We start from the raw sequence: 16,229 nt of genomic DNA on the forward strand, positions 1-16,229 counted from the left end.
TCACCATAGGCGCGGCGTGAGCCTCTCGGCCGACCGCCGTTTCGGGGGGTGGCAGCCGAGGGCCGTGGTAGGACTGCGTGAAACCGGTGCGAAGCGGACAGGGGCACGGCGACAGATGACGATCGGTGGCTGGCGCGGACTGTTGCAGGGCCGAGAGGGGGAACTCCTCCTCGACCTGGTCTACGTCTTCGTGCTGACCCGGTTCTCGCAGCGCCTGATCGAGGATTTCACCACGGACCGTCAGGTCGTCCTGCCCGAAGTCGGTCAGACGGTGCTCCTGCTGCTGGCGCTCTGGATGATCTGGGTCCACGCGGCGTGGGTCACCAGCCGGGTGGAACCGGAACAACCGGTGACCCAGTTGTTGATCGTCTGGACCATGTTCGGCAGCATGATCATCGCGGTCACGTTGCCGCACGCGTTCGGCGCGCGAGGGCTGCTCTTCGCGGTCACGTACGTCGCCATCCAGACCGGCAAGCCGATCATCCTCCTGATCGCGCGAAGGGACCGTGAGCGGCACAGCCCCGCGCGACACCTGTGGTGGACCGCGCTCTCGGCCGTGCCGTGGATCGCCGGAGCCGCGCTGTTCCCGCAGAGTCCGGCGCGTGGGGCGCTCTGGACGGTGGCGGTCGCCCTGGACTATGCGGGACTCGTGTTCGGCTGGCCCGTGCCGAGGCTCGGCCGGACCGGATCGGAGGACTGGCGACTGGCGGGCGAGCACCTCGCGGAGCGCTACCAGCAGCTCATCGTCATCACGATCGGCGAGACGATCCTGCTCACCGGAGCGACGTTCGCCGACGACTTCACGCCCGACCGGGTGGCGCCGGCCGTGTTGTCCTTCGCCACCGCGGTGCTGATGTGGCGGATCTACTTCCACCGGGCGGGGGCGGTGTTTGCCGTCGCCATCGAGGTCGCACCCCGTCCGGACCGGCTCGGCAAGTCCGGGTACTACACCCAGCTGGCCATGGTGACGGGCATTCTGGCCGCCGGCGTCGGCTACGCGCTGGTCATCCGGGAACCGCGCGGGCATCAGGATCCGCTCTGGCTCGCGGTCATCCTCGGCGGGCCCGCGCTCTTCCTCGCCGGGCGGTCCCGCCTGGAGTACGAGGTGTTCGCCCGGATCTCGCCGTCCCGGGTGATCGGACTGGTCGCGCTCGCCGCCGTGACGCCGGCCCTGCTGCACCGGGCGCCGATGTTCGCCGCCGCGGCCGCCACGGTCATCCTGTTCGGGGTGGCCGTGTGGGACGGGATCCGCGAGCGGAGGTACCCCGACGAGGCACCCTCGCCGCCGCCCTAGCGCGGTCGTCGAAGCCAGCGGCTGAAACGGAACCGGCCGACTCACCTGTGCCGTCGGGCGATCGCGTGCAGGTCCCGCGCCGGCCCGGTGAGCTGCCGTCCCGCACGGCCCGGCGGTTGCTGCCCGGCTCGCCGGAACGTCTGGTCAGTCGGGTTGCGGTCCGAGCGGCGACCGGTCGCGGTACGTCAGCCGCTCGTAGCCGACCAGCGCGATCAGCACCGCGGTGAGCAGGCCGAACGCCACCAGAGCGGGCAGTGCCCGAGCGACCGGCACCAACAGGAGCACCAGGCCGACGGCGGCGATCTGCTCGGGCGGGGTGCCGGCGGCCGGCCATCCGAACAGCAGCCGGCCGGCCAGGTAGAGGGCCGCGCCGCCATAGAGCACGCTGGTCGGGATCCAGCCGAGTGACACGGGCCGGTCGTCGCCCGTGAGCTCGGCGAGCACCAGGTGGATGCCGAGCGCGAAGTAGCTGATCCCGGCGATCAGCGGCAGGTGGGCCAGGGTGTAGGAGTCCGAGGCCAACTGCTGGCGGCGGGTGTGACGCGGGGCGGCGGCGAGGGCCCGTCCGACGGCCGGCGCGGTGCGCTGGAAGTAGAGCCACCACAGGCACACTGTCGCGGCGAAGCCGAGCAGGGCCGTCGCCAGCACGGGCGTGCGGGTGACGGCGGCTCCGGTACTGGCGCCCACGGACAGCAGCGACTCGCCGAGCGCGATGATCAGCACCAGGTTGTGCCGTTCGGCGAAGTGGGCCGCGCTGCGTACCTCGCCGAGGCTGGCGGCGGTGACGATCCGGCCACCGCCGTAGTCGACCACGAACGCCAGGGTCCAGAGGACGATCTGCGCGGTTCCGCCGTCCACCGCGCCGAGGATGAGGGGCAACCAGGCGAGCGCGGTCGAGACGGCGAAGCGGGCGCCTGGCGGCGGATCCGTGGCTCGCCGGCCGCCGCGTGGAAGAACAGGGCGAGGTGCAGCGCCCGTACGGTGGCGTAGGCGACGGCCAGGGCCAGCGGTGCGTCCAGGGACCCGCCCGGGTGCTGCCACGCGTCGGGGATCACCAGTGCGGCCACGAAGATGGCGGCCATCGCCACGGTCGTCCCGGCCCGCACCACACCCACGTCGGCCCGGACCAGGTTGCCCAGCCAGGTGTAGCAGCTCCAGGCGTACCAGAACCAGAGCAGGAGCAGCAGGCCCTGGAACAGGCCCAGCGCGGTCGCGGCCTCCGCCATGAAGCCGATGATCCGGGTCAGCGCGAAGACCAGGACGAGGTCGAAGAAGATCTCGAAGGTGGTGGCCCGATGCGATTCCGCCACCGGCACCGGCCGGGACCGGGGCACCTCAGCCGGTGAAGTCGTCCCGCGCGTCCCGGGCGTCCTGCTGGACGTGCTCACCGGGCCGCTTGCCCCGGATCTCGTCCTGGCGCCGCACCTCATCCGCCTCGGATCGTTCGTCCCGGTTCATGTCGCCCAACCGCGCCCGGGCCGGGCCGGCCAGATCCTCGAGGTCGTCCTTCGCCCGTTCGACGCTCATGCCGCCTCCCGTGTCGTCGTGGCGCCGTCGCGCCCCTCCGGCAGCGGCGTCCCCGGCCGTCGAGGACTGAAACCCGAGCTGGTCCACGGCTGGCGAAAGCCGACGGGGGCCGGCCCCGGGCGGGACCGGCCCCCGTGCGAGGGCGTCGCGGGTCAGGGCTTCCAGGAGCCCGCGGTACGCAGGTGGTGCTGGTACTCCAGCGTGCCGTTCTTGTTCTTCACGTCGAAGATGAGCTGGCCGCTGCGCTTGCTGCCGGTGGGCAGGTTGTTGCCGGAGCCCATCAGCTTGCCGCAGCCGGAGAAGGCGCCGCCGACGCCGCTCTCCTCGCTGCCGTCGGAGCCCACCCACTTGAAGAAGAACGGGTTGATCGAGCCGGTGCCCTTGGTGACCTCGGCGGTCACGTCGGCGATCAGGTACGTGCCGTTCTTCGGATCCGGCATGAACTCCTGGCAGGCCTTGTCCTTGGTCCGGAAGTTGCCGACCGTGATCTCGACGGTGCCGTCGTCGTCGTTGACGATGAGCTTGTCGCCGGACGGCATGTTGAAGGTCTCGCCGTCGGTGCGGCCCGGCTCCGGCGTCGCCGAGGTGCCGCCGGTCGGGGTGTCGTCGACCGGGTTGCTGTAGGTGACCCCCGGAGTGGGCAGGTTGTCGATCGCGTCCTTGGTCTTCTCCGCCCCGCGGTAGATGGCGAAAATGCCGCCGCCGCAGCAGAGCAGCAGCATCACCGCCACCACGATGCCGACCGTGATCCAGACGTTCTTGTTGGACTTCTTGGCCGGCGGCCCGAACTGCCCGGGCGCGGGCGGGTACGGCCCGGTCTGCGGGTACGCCCCACCCGGCGGCGGCGGGTACTGCCCGGCCGGCGGGGGGAACGCCGCCCCCGTCGGCGGGTACGGCGGCTGCGGCGGGTACGGCGCTCCCGAGGTGGGCGGCGGCGCGTACGGCGACTCCGGGGCCGGCGGGTAACCCCCACCTGGGACGGGCGGCGGCGGGTACGGGGCACCCGAGGTCGGCGGCTGCGGCGCCCCCGAGACCGGCGGCTGCGGCGCGTACGGGCTGCCGGACACCGGCGGCATCGGCGCGGTGGGGAACGCCTGGGTCGGCGGTTCCGGCGGCTGCTGGTTCGGGTCCTGCGGTCCGAACGGAGGCTGAGGGTGGCTCACCGTACTCCTTGGGCACCTTCGGGATCGTCGGTCGGCACGACGGTACAAGCCGGTGGCAACGCGCCGTCAGGCCCTCATCGGGCTGGCAGAACGGCGGCGGTGCGCACCAGATCGGCGTCCACTGCGAACCGACCGGCTATCGACGGCGGCGGATCGGGCACCGGGGCGGCGGCGAGCCGGGCCGGCGCGATCCGGGCGGTGAACGTGCCGGCGTCGGGGTCGAGCGTGCCCCGGGCGTCGGAGAAGTCCAGCCAGGTCCCGACGAGCGGGCGCCAGACCTTGTAGACGGTCTCCTTGGCGCTGAACAGCACGATCGGCCAGGCCACCCCGCCGGGCAGCCGGGCCAGGTCCGCCTCCTCCTCGGGCAGGCATCCGGCGTACCCCTGGGGTCAGTTCCCGGTGGCGCTCGGCGTCGATGCCCACCGAGCGGATCTCGACGGCGCGGGCGGCGGCGGCCGCGCAGTAGTCCCGGGTGTGGGTGATGGCGTCGACCACGCCGGCCGGCCAGACCGGGGCGCGGTCGGGGGCGGTGGGCACCGGCGTGGCCGGCAGCCCGAGCCCGGCCAGCGCCCGGCGGGCGCACACCCGGCCGGCGGTGAAGTCCCGGCGGCGGCTGGGCAGCGCGCGTTCGCCCAGGCAGGACCGCTCCGCCGGGAGCAGAGCGCCGGTCCAGTCCGCGGCGCCGGCCACCGCCACGGCGACCTCGGGCGGCAGAAGCTCACGCATGAGGGGGAAACGTACCGCAGTCATGTAACGCCGGAGCGTTCCCGAACGCTGTTGGGTCGTTGCGGGGGCGGCACTGTCCACAAGCACAAGTCCACCGATGAGAGGAACGGCCGATGACGCCTGGTGCGAAGGCGTCGGAATCACGATCGGGCGAGCACGCCCCCGTGACCCCCGACTGGACCTGTGGTTCCTGCGGTGACGACTGGCCCTGCGCCACCAAACGTCGGCAACTGCTGGACGAGTACCAGGTGGACCGTGCCTCGTTGAGCGTCTATCTCGGCTCCTGCCTGGCCGCCGCCAGCCAGGACCTGCACGCCGCCCCGGTCTCCTCGCTCCAGGACCGGTTCATCGGCTGGGTGCCGCGCGGCCCGCGTACCTTCTGACCCGCGCGCCCGGTGGCCGCCGCGTCGGGTTCGCGGGCGGCCACCGGGCGCTGGCTCAGGGGCGGCGGGGCCGTCGGGTGAGCGCGAAGCCCACCACGCCCGCCACGGCGGCGAGCACGCCGCCCACGCTGGTCCACACCCAGCGCGAGCCGGGTTCCGGGAGCCAGGCGGTGAGGCGGGCCTCCTCCTCGGCGACCGGCTCGGGTGCCGGCTCGGCGGTGAGCACGGTGCCGGCCGTGGTGTTCGGCACGAGCGGCGCCTTCAGCTCCCCGTCGTCGCCGGATCCGCTGCCCTCGGCGTCCGCGCCGACCAGCAGGTCCACCTCGACCGGCAGGCCGAGGTCGGCCTCGGGCAGGTCGGTCACCGAGAGCCGGAGGTAGTAGGTGCCGGGCAGCGGGTCGCCCGACCACGGCTCCGCCCAGGGCCGGACCCGGCGCAGCGTGCAGCCGAGGGCGACGCTGGTGGTGGCCGCCGCCACGGTCGGGGTCTGCGCGCCGGCCGTGCACGCCTGGCGGCGGCGCAGCCCGTCGAAGACGTCGACGGTCCAGGTGGACGCGCCGGAGCGGGCCTTGGCGAAGGAGACCGTGGCGGTGACCTCGTGGACCTGGCCGGCCTCGGCGCGGAACGACCAGTAGAGGTGGTCGCCGGTCGAGGCGCCCACCCGGACCGGCTGGCCGGGGGTGATGGTGGTGGCGGTCAGGAACGACGTGCCGGCCTTGGTGACGGTGGTCGCCCCGGGGGACGGGGTCGGCGCCGCGGCGGCGGCCGCCGGGGTGAGGGTCAGTCCGACGGCGGCCAGCGCCGCAGCGGAGCGGATCAGCGTACGCATCCTCAGTTCTCCCTCCAGGTGGCCACCCACCAGCGGGTGAGCAGCCCGGCGACCAGCCCGGTGACCAGCCCGGCCAGGGTGAGCAGGAGCAGCAGCGCCCAGCCGCGGCCCAGGTCCGGCCCGGCCGGGGCGGGGGACGCCGCGACCACGTCCACGGTCAGCTCCACCGGCATGCCCGGGGTGACCTGGGTGCCGGGGCGCGGGGCGAACGAGTTGCTGACCAGCAGGCACACGGTCCGGGCCGGCTGCACCCCGCTGGGGCTGGGGGCCGGGCTCGCCTCCTCGGCGGCCGACCAGCGCAGCCCGGCCGAGACCACGTCGGTACGCCCGCTGCCGGCGTCGACGCCCCGGACGAGTTCCCGCCCGTCCGGTGCGGTGGCCCGCAGCAGCACGCCGTAGTCCGGGTTCACCGGCCGGTCCAGCGCGACGCTCACCGAGGCGCGCAGCTCCTGCCCGGGGCGGACCGGCACCCGGTACCAGCGGTGCTCGGCGAACGTCTCCCGGTCGGTGTAGACGCCGGGGGCGAGCAGCGGCGCGTCGTCGCACCCGGCGGACCCGCCCACCACGGTCGGCGTGGCGGTGTACGTGTCCCGGGCCCGGTCCACCAACTGCTTGATCCGCCCGGTCAGCTCGTCGGCGCTCTGCGCCGCCGTGTAGGTGCCGCCGGTCGCCCCGGCGATGCAGAGCAACTGCCGGCGGACCTTCTCGTCCGGGGCCAGGCCGAGCGTGTCGACGACCAGCCGGGTGCCCTGGGCGGCCAGCTCACGGGCCACCTCGCACGGGTCCGGCGGGGCGCAGGTGTCCTCGCCGTCGGTGATCAGCACGATCCGGCGGACGGTGCTGCCGGTGCCCAGGTCCTGCGCGGCGGAGCGCAGCGCCAGCCCCACCGGGGTGAAACCGGTCGGGCGCAGCGTGGCGACGGCGGCTTTGGCCTGCGTACGGTCCACCGGGCCGACCGGCACGATCTGCTGGGTGTCCAGACAGCCCTGCTTCTTGTCCTTGCCCCGGTAGGTGGCGCCGAGCACCCGGATGCCGAGCTGGGTCTCGTCCGGCAGCGCGTCGACCACCTCGTTGAACGCCTGCTGAGCGACGGAGATCCGGCTGCGCCCGTCGATGTCCCGGGCCCGCATCGAGCCGCTGACGTCCAGGACCAGCTCGACCTTGGGCGGCTCGGCGGGGGGTTCGGCGGTCTCGTCGCCGGCCGCAGCGGGCGGCGGACCGATCAGCGCGGTCGTCGCCAGAAGTCCGAGAAGGACGACCGTCGACCGTCTCTTGTTGATCACGGGGCGAAAGTGTAGTGACGTCCACTTAGGAAGATCATCGGGGTCGACCGATCAAGAGCGATCGATGCGATCGGCGGCATGATCAGGAGTTGCGTGGCGGCCTGCGGCCACGTCGGCGAATGGTAAGGAATTCTTGATGTTTCCGCAGGGTGACCCACCGTATAGGTGCCCGATGTAAACCTTTTGTGGGGTGGCGCATTCGTCGGGAATCTGACCGGGGTCGACCCGTTGTGCCACTGCCGCACTGTGGTTAAGCTCTGTCTTGCGCGCCCCAATCGCCCGCTTCCCCCGTGGCAGGCGATCGGGGCGCGCTTTTTCGTGCCTTGGGCGCCGGGCAGCGACCGGCCCGTGATCGCAACCGGTTTTCCGCCCGCGCCGGGCCGTGCCGGTCAGATCCAGCGACCGTCCAGCCACATGCGGGCGGACCAGTCCGCGTAGGCCATCAGCCGGCCCACGAAGATCGGGTAGAAGTAGCCGAAGCAGAGGGCGACCAGCAGCAGGTACGCGCCCGCGATGATCCCGCCGACCAGGCGGCGGTCGGAGGCGGCCTCGGCGCTCGGTGGCGCCGAGCCGGCGGCCGGGGCGGGCGTGACGATCGCGCCCAGCACGTAGACCACCGCCAGCACCAGGAACGGCACCGCCGGCGCGGCGTAGAAGGAGAACATCGTCCGGCCGTCGAGGGCGAACCAGAACCAGGGCAGCAGGCCGGCGGCCACGCTGAGCAGGATCGCCCCGGCCCGCCAGTCCCGGCGGGCCAGACCGAGCCAGACCGTCGCCGCCAGCGCCGGCAGGAACGACCACCAGAGCAGCGGGGTGCCCAGCAGCAGGATCTCTGAGGCGCAGCTCGGCGCGCCGCAGTTGCCGTCGCCGGACCAGTAGAAGGCGACCGGCCGGCCGAGCAGCAGCCACTGCCACGGCCAGGACTGGTACTTGTGCGGGTCGTCGAGCTGGGTGTGGAAGCCGTACGCGGCCTTGTGGTATTCCCACAGGTTGATCAGCGGCCCGATGACCGGGGTGTCGCTCAGCCCCGGGGTGTTCGGGTAGCGGCTGGCCAGACGGTAGTAGCCGTCGTCGCTGAGCAGCCAGCCGGACCAGGTGACCACGTAGGTGACGACCATCAGCACGCCGGCCGCCAGCAGCCAGGGCAGCTCGTCGAGCAGGGCGTCCCGCCACGGGCGGCGGACCCCGGCCGAGCGCCGGACCCCGACCTCCCAGAGGAGCACCAGCAGCGCGAAGGCCGGGACGAAGTAGAGGCCGCTCCACTTCACCGCGCACGCGCAGCCGAGCAGCACCCCGGCGGCCAGCCGCCACCACGGCCAGTCCCGCCAGGTCGACGGCGGCCGGCCCGCCCGCCCCGGCTGCGTCGGGTCGAGCCCCGCCGCCAGCGCCCGGGCCCAGCGCCGCCGCCGCGCGTCCCGGTCGAGCACCAGCGCGCCGAACGCGGCCAGCACGAACAGCAGCAGGAAGATGTCGAGCAGCGCGGTGCGGGAGAGCACGAAGTGGAAGCCGTCCAGGGCGAGCAGCAGACCGGCCGCGCAGCCCAGCGTGGTGGAGCGGAACATCCGCCGGCCGATCCGCACCAGCAGCAGTACCGACAGGGTGCCGGCGATCGCCGCGGCGAACCGCCAGCCGAACTCGGGGGCGGTGGTCATGAGGTGCCCCGGCACGGAGATCTTGGTCTCCGCGTCCTGGTAGCCGAAGGCCCACTCGCCGAGGCCGATGAGCCACTTGCCCAGCGGCGGGTGCACCACGTACGACGGGCCGTTGTCCTTGTAGTTCCACTCGACGCCGCGGTCGATCAGCCCGTACGCGTCGCGGGCGTAGTAGATCTCGTCGAAGATCTTCCCGTTGGGGCCGCTCAGCCCGACGAAGCGCAGGATGGCCGCGATCGCCACGACGACCGCGGTGGCCAGCCAGGCCTGCCCCCGGTCGAGGCGGGCGTCGACGGTGTCGAGCCGTCGCCGGACGATCGCCGGGATCCGCCCGGCGCCGCCGCTCGTCGCGGACTCGGCATCCCGGTCGGCGGGGGTCGGCTCGACGGCGGACCCGCCCGCGTTCGCGCTCTGTGCTGTCGACGCACTCGTCACCCGGCGATCGTAGGCTGCGAAGGTGCCCGGTGGCGCCCGTCGTCTCCGAGATTGGTACGGCCGTCGATGAAGGAGCGCACGTCGTGGGTGAAATGTCCGAGGTTGGCCGCCTGGTGCTGCTCGGCGCGCCGCTGGGCAACCCGGCCGACGCGTCCGCCCGGTTCCGCGAGGTGCTCGCCACCGCCGACGTGGTCGCCGCCGAGGACACCCGCCGGCTCACCCGGCTGGCCCGCGACCTGGCGGTCAGCGTGCCCGGCCGGATCGTCTCCTACTTCGAGGGCAACGAGGAGCGGCGCACCCCCGAACTGGTCGACGTGCTCGCCGCCGGCTACACCGTCGCGCTGGTCACCGACGGCGGCATGCCCAGCGTCTCCGACCCCGGCTACCGGCTGGTCCGGGCCGCCCTCGACGCCGGGGTCCCGGTCACCGCGGCCCCCGGGCCCAGCGCGGTGACCACCGCGCTGGCGCTGTCCGGCCTGCCCTGCGACCGGTTCTGCTTCGAGGGCTTCCTGCCCCGCACGCCCGGCGCCCGCCGTTCCCGGCTGCGCGCGCTGGCCGGCGAGGAACGCACCCTGGTGCTCTTCGAGGCGCCGCACCGGATCGCCGCGGCGCTGGCCGACCTGGCCGAGGCGTTCGGCCCGGACCGGCCCGCCGCGGTCTGCCGTGAGCTGACCAAGACGTACGAGGAGGTGGTCCGCCGGCCGCTCGGCGAGTTGGCCGAGTGGGCGGCGGCGGGCGAGCCGCGCGGCGAGATCACCCTGGTCGTGGCCGGAGCGCCGCCGGCCGCGGCCGTCCGGCCCGACGACGACACGCTGCGCGCCGCGGTGGCCGCGCGGGAGGCGGCCGGGCTGTCCCGGCGCGACGCCATCACCGAGGTCGCCACCGAGTACGGGCTGCGCCGCCGCGAGGTCTACACGGTCGTGCACAGCTGACCGCGGCTACCAGGCCGAGGCCAGGAACCCGGCGGTGATCAGCAGCGGGCCGGCCAGCGCCACGCCCACCGCCCAGCGGCGGTGCCGGAGGTCCGGCAGCCGGGTCGCGCCGGTCCAGCGGGCGATCCCGGTCGCGCAGCCCGCCACCAGCAGCAACCCGAGCAGCCAGCGCAGGTGCCGACCGGCGCCGACGTCCGCGTAGGCGGTGCGACCGGTCGGCCCGGTCATCCGGGCGGGCAGCGCCGAGCCGGTGGCGCTGCGCTCGGCCGGCACCCCGCTGACCCGGACCCCGTGGACCAGGAAGCGCTCGCCGTCGGCCAGGAAGATCCCCCGGCAGCGCTGGGTCAGCCCGCCGCCGGTGCAGTCGGTGATCACCGCCGTGCCGCTCGTGGAATGCCCCACGGCCAGCCACAACGGCCCGGCGCTCACCCAGGCGAAGAACGCCGCCAGCAGGCTCAACGACACCAGCGCGGACAGGCCGGTGACCGGGTCCGGGGGGTGGACCGGGCGGGCCCGGTCGCGCCGGGACGCCGACCGGCGACCCGGCCAGCGGGCGACCCGGCGGGGCGGCTCCTCCCGCAGCGGGGTGCCGTCCCAGTGCACCTCCTCGATCGGCGCCCAGGCGGCGCCCTCCGCCGGGGCGGACCGCCGGTGCCAGCGCGGCTGCCGGACCGGCACCCGGCGCGGGACGGCGTCCACCGGCGCCCCGGTGGTCGGTTCCACCTCGACCGGCGGGTCCGCCGGGTCCAGCCGGGGCTGGGGAGCGACCGACGCCCGCGCCGGGATCCGCCGCGTGGGCTCCTCGGCCGCCGGCGCGGAGGAGGGTCCGCCCTGCCCGGGCGCCGCTGGTCTGCTGGTCACGCCGTACATTTCACCCCGGCAGGACGGGCTTGCCGGGCAGCTCAGGCCGCGTGTCGGCGACAAATCGGGCGCACGGCCGGGGCCGGTTCGTGGGACCCGCCCTATTGGTTCGCGGGTGACCGACGGCAATCACTAGGCTTGGCGCTCATGAGTCACGTTCTCGCCGCGGTCGCCTGGCCCTACGCCAACGGCCCGCGCCACATCGGCCACGTATCCGGATTCGGCGTTCCCTCCGACGTCTTCGCCCGGTACATGCGGATGGCCGGTCACGACGTGCTCATGGTCTCCGGCACCGACGAGCACGGCACCCCGATCCAGGTGCAGGCCGACGCCGAGGGGGTCACCCCGCGCGAGCTGGCCGACCGGTACAACCGGGTGATCGCCGAGGACCTGCGGGCGCTGGGCCTGTCGTACGACCTGTTCACCCGGACCACCACCCGCAACCACTACGCGGTGGTGCAGGAGCTGTTCGAGGGGTTGTACCGCAACGGCTACATCGTCCCCAAGATCACCACCGGGGCGATCTCCCCGTCCACCGGCCGCACCCTGCCCGACCGCTACATCGAGGGCACCTGCCCGATCTGCGGCTACGACAGCGCCCGCGGCGACCAGTGCGACAACTGCGGCAACCAGCTCGACCCGATCGACCTGATCAATCCCAAGTCGAAGATCAACGGCGAGACGCCGGAGTTCGTGGAGACCGAGCACTTCTTCCTCGACCTGCCCGCCCTGGCCGACGCGCTGCGGCAGTGGCTGGACAGCCGGGAGGGCTGGCGCCCCAACGTGCTCCGGTTCTCGCGCAACCTGCTCGACGACCTCCAGCCCCGGGCCATCACCCGGGACCTGGAGTGGGGCGTGCCGATCCCGCTCGACGGCTGGCGCGACCGGCCCGACAAGCGGATCTACGTCTGGTTCGACGCGGTCATCGGCTACCTGTCCGCCTCCATCGAGTGGGCCCGCCGCACCGGCGACCCGGACGCCTGGCGGAAGTGGTGGTCCGCCGACGGCGAGGGCAAGGACGCCCGCGGCTACTACTTCATGGGCAAGGACAACATCGTCTTCCACTCGGTGATCTGGCCGGCGCTGCTCGGCGGCTACTCCGGCGAGGGCTCCCGCGACGGCGAGCCGGGCCGGCTCGGCCGGCTCAACCTCCCCACCGAGGTGGTCTCCAGCGAGTACCTGACCATGGAGGGGCGCAAGTTCTCCTCCTCCCGCAAGGTCGTCATCTACGTGCGGGACTTCCTGGAGCGGTACGACGCCGACGCGCTGCGCTACTTCATCGCGGTGGCCGGCCCGGAGAGCAACGACACCGACTTCACCTGGGCCGAGTTCCTCCGCCGCAACAACGACGAGCTGGTCGCCGGCTGGGGCAACCTGGTCAACCGGTCCATCTCGATGGCGGCGAAGAACTTCGGCGCGATCCCGCCGGTCGACCCGGCCGGGCTCACCGAGGCCGACCGGGCCCTGCTGGACACCGCGAAGGCGGGCTTCGCCACCGTCGGCGACCTGATCGCCCGGCACCGCCAGAAGCAGGCCATCGGCGAGGCCATGAAGGTCGTCGCCGAGGCCAACAAGTACCTGTCCGACCAGGCGCCCTGGAAGCTCAAGGGCGAGGACGACAAGCCCCGGATGGGCACCATCCTGCACGTCGCCCTCCAGGTGGTCAGCGACGCCAACACGCTGCTCACCCCGTTCCTGCCGCACGCCGCGCAGAAGATCCACGAGCTGCTCGGCGGCACCGGGGTGCACGCGCCGATGCCGGTGATCGAGGAGGTCGAGGACCTCGACGGCGGTCCGGCGTACCCGGTGCTGACCGGCGACTACACGGTCGGGGCGCGCTGGGAGTCCGTACCCCTGGAGGCGGGCCGGCCGCTCGCGGCGCCGAAGCCGGTGTTCCGCAAGCTCGACCCGTCCATCGTCGACGAGGAGCTGGCCCGGCTGGCCGGCTGAGCCGACCTACGCGCGACGCGGCCCCGGGGATGTCGTCCCCGGGGCCGCCGCCGTCGGCGGTCAGGCGCGGGCCATCTTCGGTGCGCCGATGAACTCCATGATCGCCTGGTTGACCTCGGTGGGGTGCGTCCACGGCGTGCCGTGCGGCGCTCCCTTCAGCGTGATCAGCCGGCAGTCGGACAGCATGTTCTGCAACCGCTGGCCCGTCGCCGGGAACGGCAGCACGTTGTCCTTGTCGCCCTGGATGATCAGCACCGGCACGGTGATGTTCGGCAGGTCGCCCCGGAAGTCCGTCAGCCACGCGTCGACGCTGTCGTGGGTCGCCTTCGCCGACGCGTGCGCGCCGATCTGCCAGTGCGCCCGGTACGCCTCCTCGCTCACCCACTTGCCCTTGTTCTCGCTGTAGTTGAAGAACGCGTCGCAGAACTGGGTCAGGTAGGCGAACCGGTCCTGGATGATCGCTGCCTGGAACCCGTCGAACAGGCTCTTGTCGACCCCTTCCGGATTGTCGCCAGTCTTCAGCAGGAACGGCGCCAACGGGGCCATCAGCACCGCCCGGTCCACCCGGTCCGACCCGTACGCGCCGAGATAGCGGGTCACCTCGCCGGTGCCCATCGAGTGCCCGATCAGGATCGCGTTGCGCAGGTCCAGCTCCGTCATCAGCACGTCGAGGTCGGCCGCGAAGGTGTTGTAGTCGTAGCCGAACGCCGGCTGGGCGGAGTTGCCGAATCCCCGCCGGTCGTAGGTGATCACCCGGTAGCCGGCCGCCAGCAGCGGGTTGGCCATCTTCTCCCAGGTCGCCCCGTTGAACGGGAAGCCGTGGATCAGGACGATCGGCTGGCCGGAGCCGTGATCCTCGTAGTAGAGGTCGATGGGTGCGGAATTCTCCGTACCGACGGTGACGAAAGGCATGTCGGGTCTCTCCTCGCCTGCGTGTGGACGCCCGCGCTTTCCCGATCCGGCCCCGGTTATGCGGTCCGGTACGGCAGGTCCACCACCCGGTCGTCGGTCAGCTCGGCGCCCGGCGCCCAGGTCTCGTAGACGCCCCGCTCGTGGCACTGCGCCCCGGTCGTGGCCACCGCGTCCGAATCCGGCCGGCACAGCCGCAGCCGCAGCCAGCCCGCCTCCTCCCGGAGCACCAGGCAGGGCACCCCGCGCCAGGCGGCGTAGCGCAGCCGGCGGGCCGCCGACTCCACCGGGTAGCGGGCCGCGCGGGTCATCGCCAGCAGCCGGAACCCGCCGGGCGGCTCGGCCACCGCCTCGTACTCGGCGCCGCCGTAGCCACCGACGAGCTGGGTGGAGCGGGGCGCGTCGCCGGTCGGCACGTACTCCTGGTCGGGGGAGAGGCCGGGCACCGCGGCGAGCAGGTGGCGCCACTGCGGGCCGACCATGCGCAGCCAGCCCCGCTGTTCCGCCTGGTAGGTGTAGAGCACCACCTCCACCCCCTCCGCCGGGTAGGCGAGCAGGGTGGCGTTCGCCGGCATCGGCAGGTCGGCGAAGTCGCGGGTGACGAACTCCGGGATCAGCTGGGTGTTGCTCGGCACGAAACCGGTGCCCAGCACCGGCGGCCCGAGCCGGTCCCGCGGCGGCAGCGCGGTCAGCCCCCGGTGCGCCGGGCCGACCGGAACGTCGTAGTCGGCCGGGTCGGTGGCGCGCCAGCGCAGCGCGTACGCCACGTCGCCGCCCTCGGAGTCGCCGCGCAGCACCGCCATCCCGGCCGGGGTACGCAGGTGCGCCACGTCGTGCTCCCGGTGGCAGAAGCCGTGCGGCAGCCGGCCCCGCACGTAGCCGGCGAGCTGGCGGGCGGAGAGCACCTTCACCATCCGGGTGCCCGGCCGGATCAGCGCCGAACCGCGCACCGCCGCGAGGGTCGGGTCCCCGGCCGCCCCCGGCTGCTGGCTGAGCTGGTGCAGGTACGCCCAGCCGTGCTCCCGGTGCAGCGGCATCAGCAGCGGCGGGTCCAGGTCCTCGTTCGGCTCGGCCGCCCCGTGCACCGCGCTGACCTCGGTGACGTGCACGAACTTCCGCCACGGGTGGGCCACCCCGGGCCGGGGCGTCCACTCGAAGCCGGGCGCCTCCTCGGCGCTGAACAGCTCGTACGCCGCGCCCCGGGCGATCTCCTCCGCCGGGTGGACGCGGCCGTCGTACGTCACGCGCAGCCCGGTCCGCCCGGGGGCGGCTCCGCTGGCCTGGGGAGTGACGGTCACGCCCCGGACCGTAGGCGCGGCAGATGTTGCGCGAGTGAACAGTCGATGGCGGTCCGGAAACACCGGCCGGTGGGGGTGTGTGATGCTGGCCGCGATGAGCGAGCAGACCGAAACCCGCAAGCAGCGTGCCGCCCGCCGGGCCGGTGAGTTCCCGCCCGCCCCGGAGGCGCTGGCGGTGCCCGTGCTGGACAGCCACACCCACCTGGACATCACCGTCAGCGAGGCCGGGGTGCCGGGCGGGCCCGCCGACGACCCGGTGGCGGCGGCCGTTGCGGTGGCCGCCGGCGTCGGCGTGGACCGGCTGGTGCAGGTCGGCGTCGACGTCGACTCGTCCCGGTGGGGCGCCGACGTCGCCGAGCGCTACGGCGCCGTGCTGGCCACCGTGGCGCTGCACCCCAACGAGGCCCCCCGCCTGGCCGACCTGGACGAGGCGCTGCGCGAGATCGAGGCGCTCGCCGGCCGGAGCCGGGTCCGCGGCATCGGCGAGACCGGGATGGACTTCTTCCGCACCGGCGACGAGGGGCGGGCCGCGCAGGAGGAGAGCTTCCGGGCGCACATTGCCATCGCCAAGCGGCACGGCAAGGCGCTGGTCATCCACGACCGGGACGCGCACGCCGACGTGCTGCGCGTCCTCGACGACGAGGGCGCCCCGGACACCGTGGTGCTGCACTGCTTCTCCGGCGACGCCGACTTCGCCCGCGAGTGCGTCCGCCGCGGCTACCTGCTCAGCTTCGCCGGCACGGTCACCTTCGGCAGCGCGACGGCGCTCCGGGAGGCCGCCGCGGTCACCCCGCCCGAGCAGATGCTGGTGGAGACCGACGCGCCGTACCTAACTCCGATGCCGCACCGGGGGCGGCCCAACGCCTCGTATCTGATCCCGCTGACCGTGCGGTTCCTGGCCGAGACCACCGGAGCCGACCTCGACGAGCTCTGCGCGGCGATCTCCGCGACCGGCGAACGCGCCTTCGGGCCGTGGTGAAAGGATGC

Annotated in this window: 14 protein-coding genes and 2 pseudogenes; 5 read left to right on the forward strand and 11 right to left on the reverse strand. The window is 73.5% G+C overall.

Annotation, left to right across the window (positions count from 1 at the left end):
* The first annotated feature begins 115 nt into the window (after nucleotides 1–115).
* Entirely contained in the window at nucleotides 116–1,294 is a 1,179-nt protein-coding gene (locus AB0F68_RS10415) for a low temperature requirement protein A (RefSeq protein ID WP_357334873.1), read from the forward strand.
* 144 nt (nucleotides 1,295–1,438) lie between these two features.
* Here the strand turns inward: AB0F68_RS10415 and AB0F68_RS10420 are convergent, their stop codons facing one another.
* From AB0F68_RS10420 to AB0F68_RS10440, 5 genes and pseudogenes are all read right to left on the reverse strand, one after another.
* Complete coding sequence (locus AB0F68_RS10420) at nucleotides 1,439–2,173, reverse strand: low temperature requirement protein A (protein WP_357334876.1); 735 nt, start codon at nucleotides 2,171–2,173, stop codon at nucleotides 1,439–1,441.
* A gap of 47 nt (nucleotides 2,174–2,220) precedes the next feature.
* Nucleotides 2,221–2,682: pseudogene (locus tag AB0F68_RS10425) on the reverse strand (low temperature requirement protein A); the annotation flags it as partial.
* The gene (locus tag AB0F68_RS10430; protein ID WP_357334878.1) at nucleotides 2,630–2,821 is read right to left on the reverse strand and encodes a general stress protein CsbD; all 192 of its coding nucleotides are present in this window, start codon (nucleotides 2,819–2,821) and stop codon (nucleotides 2,630–2,632) included. The pseudogene AB0F68_RS10425 and the gene AB0F68_RS10430, both read right to left, overlap by 53 nt.
* A 152-nt stretch (nucleotides 2,822–2,973) precedes the next feature.
* A complete protein-coding gene (locus AB0F68_RS10435; protein WP_357334880.1) occupies nucleotides 2,974–3,984 on the reverse strand; it encodes a DUF4352 domain-containing protein in 1,011 nt (336 codons plus the stop codon).
* 74 nt (nucleotides 3,985–4,058) lie between these two features.
* Nucleotides 4,059–4,710 (reverse strand): annotated as a pseudogene (locus tag AB0F68_RS10440) (4'-phosphopantetheinyl transferase superfamily protein).
* Nucleotides 4,711–4,874: 164 nt separating this feature from the next.
* On the opposite strand from AB0F68_RS10440, the gene AB0F68_RS10445 reads away from it, so the two are divergent.
* The gene (locus tag AB0F68_RS10445; RefSeq protein WP_357334882.1) at nucleotides 4,875–5,093 is read left to right on the forward strand and encodes a hypothetical protein; all 219 of its coding nucleotides are present in this window, start codon (nucleotides 4,875–4,877) and stop codon (nucleotides 5,091–5,093) included.
* 55 nt (nucleotides 5,094–5,148) lie between these two features.
* Here the strand turns inward: AB0F68_RS10445 and AB0F68_RS10450 are convergent, their stop codons facing one another.
* From AB0F68_RS10450 to AB0F68_RS10460, 3 genes are all read right to left on the reverse strand, one after another.
* Nucleotides 5,149–5,922, reverse strand: a complete 774-nt coding sequence (locus AB0F68_RS10450; protein ID WP_357334884.1) for a peptidase — start codon at nucleotides 5,920–5,922, stop codon at nucleotides 5,149–5,151.
* Between the two features lie 2 nt (nucleotides 5,923–5,924).
* Entirely contained in the window at nucleotides 5,925–7,205 is a 1,281-nt protein-coding gene (locus AB0F68_RS10455; RefSeq protein ID WP_357334886.1) for a VWA domain-containing protein, read from the reverse strand.
* Between the two features lie 389 nt (nucleotides 7,206–7,594).
* The gene (locus tag AB0F68_RS10460; protein ID WP_357334889.1) at nucleotides 7,595–9,292 is read right to left on the reverse strand and encodes a phospholipid carrier-dependent glycosyltransferase; all 1,698 of its coding nucleotides are present in this window, start codon (nucleotides 9,290–9,292) and stop codon (nucleotides 7,595–7,597) included.
* A gap of 83 nt (nucleotides 9,293–9,375) precedes the next feature.
* Here AB0F68_RS10460 and rsmI point away from each other — a divergent pair, with 83 nt between their 5' ends.
* Nucleotides 9,376–10,224: a 16S rRNA (cytidine(1402)-2'-O)-methyltransferase gene (gene rsmI, locus AB0F68_RS10465; protein ID WP_357334891.1), complete on the forward strand. Its 849-nt coding sequence runs from the start codon at nucleotides 9,376–9,378 to the stop codon at nucleotides 10,222–10,224.
* A gap of 6 nt (nucleotides 10,225–10,230) precedes the next feature.
* Here rsmI and AB0F68_RS10470 read toward each other — a convergent pair whose 3' ends face one another.
* Nucleotides 10,231–11,094, reverse strand: a complete 864-nt coding sequence (locus AB0F68_RS10470) for a hypothetical protein (protein WP_357334893.1) — start codon at nucleotides 11,092–11,094, stop codon at nucleotides 10,231–10,233.
* Between the two features lie 138 nt (nucleotides 11,095–11,232).
* Between AB0F68_RS10470 and metG the strand changes: the two genes are divergently transcribed.
* A complete protein-coding gene (gene metG / locus AB0F68_RS10475) occupies nucleotides 11,233–13,035 on the forward strand; it encodes a methionine--tRNA ligase (protein ID WP_357334896.1) in 1,803 nt (600 codons plus the stop codon).
* A 60-nt stretch (nucleotides 13,036–13,095) separates the two neighbouring features.
* Here metG and AB0F68_RS10480 read toward each other — a convergent pair whose 3' ends face one another.
* Nucleotides 13,096–13,947 carry an alpha/beta hydrolase gene (locus AB0F68_RS10480; protein ID WP_357334897.1) on the reverse strand — a complete coding sequence of 284 codons (852 nt, stop codon included), beginning with the start codon at nucleotides 13,945–13,947 and terminating at the stop codon, nucleotides 13,096–13,098.
* A gap of 56 nt (nucleotides 13,948–14,003) precedes the next feature.
* Nucleotides 14,004–15,242: a hypothetical protein gene (locus AB0F68_RS10485; protein ID WP_357334899.1), complete on the reverse strand. Its 1,239-nt coding sequence runs from the start codon at nucleotides 15,240–15,242 to the stop codon at nucleotides 14,004–14,006.
* A gap of 82 nt (nucleotides 15,243–15,324) precedes the next feature.
* On the opposite strand from AB0F68_RS10485, the gene AB0F68_RS10490 reads away from it, so the two are divergent.
* The gene (locus AB0F68_RS10490; RefSeq protein ID WP_357334901.1) at nucleotides 15,325–16,221 is read left to right on the forward strand and encodes a TatD family hydrolase; all 897 of its coding nucleotides are present in this window, start codon (nucleotides 15,325–15,327) and stop codon (nucleotides 16,219–16,221) included.
* The last annotated feature ends 8 nt before the right edge of the window (nucleotides 16,222–16,229 follow it).

Source organism: Micromonospora sp. NPDC023966 (assembly GCF_040639095.1).
GTDB lineage: Bacteria > Actinomycetota > Actinomycetes > Mycobacteriales > Micromonosporaceae > Micromonospora.